We start from the raw sequence: 613 nt of genomic DNA on the forward strand, positions 1-613 counted from the left end.
GCGGGAGCCGTTGGAGCTGCTGGACGAGATCGAGCAGCGGATCGGGTTGCGGCCCACGCCGTTGAACTGGCCGGTGGGTATCGCCGGGGACTTCCGCGGCCTCATCGACCGCGGCACTGGTGTCTACACGAAGATGACGCGTACTCCCGGAGGCGCCAGCAAAGCCCTGGAGCAGACGCTGTCGGCGCAGGAGGCGGCGCGGATCGAAGGAGAGGAATGGGAGCAGGCGAGCGAGGAGATCGAACTCCTCGGTGAGATCGGCGCCGACTTCGACCACGACTCGTTCATGGCCGGGGAGTCCTCCCCGGTGCTCTTCGGCGCGGCGCTGCCCAACTTCGGCGTCGGCCAACTGCTGGAGACCATCGTCGGCCTCGCCCCCGCTCCCACCGCGAAACCCGACACCAAGGACCAGCCCCGTCCCGTGGACGCCCCCTTCTCCGGGCAGGTCTTCAAGATGCAGGCCAACATGGACAAGAACCACCGCGACCGCATGGCGTTCGTGCGCATCTCCTCCGGGCGCTTCGACCGCGGGATGGTCCTCACGCACGCGGCGACGGGCCGCCCCTTCGCGACCAAGTACTCCCAGGCGGTGTTCGGCTCCGAGCGCTCCACC

At 68.8% G+C, this 613-nt stretch carries 1 pseudogene; it reads left to right on the plus strand.

From position 1 onward, the window contains the following. Positions 1-613: pseudogene (locus ADL05_RS28390) on the plus strand (peptide chain release factor 3); the annotation flags it as partial.

Source organism: Nocardiopsis sp. NRRL B-16309 (assembly GCF_001279585.1).
GTDB lineage: Bacteria > Actinomycetota > Actinomycetes > Streptosporangiales > Streptosporangiaceae > Nocardiopsis.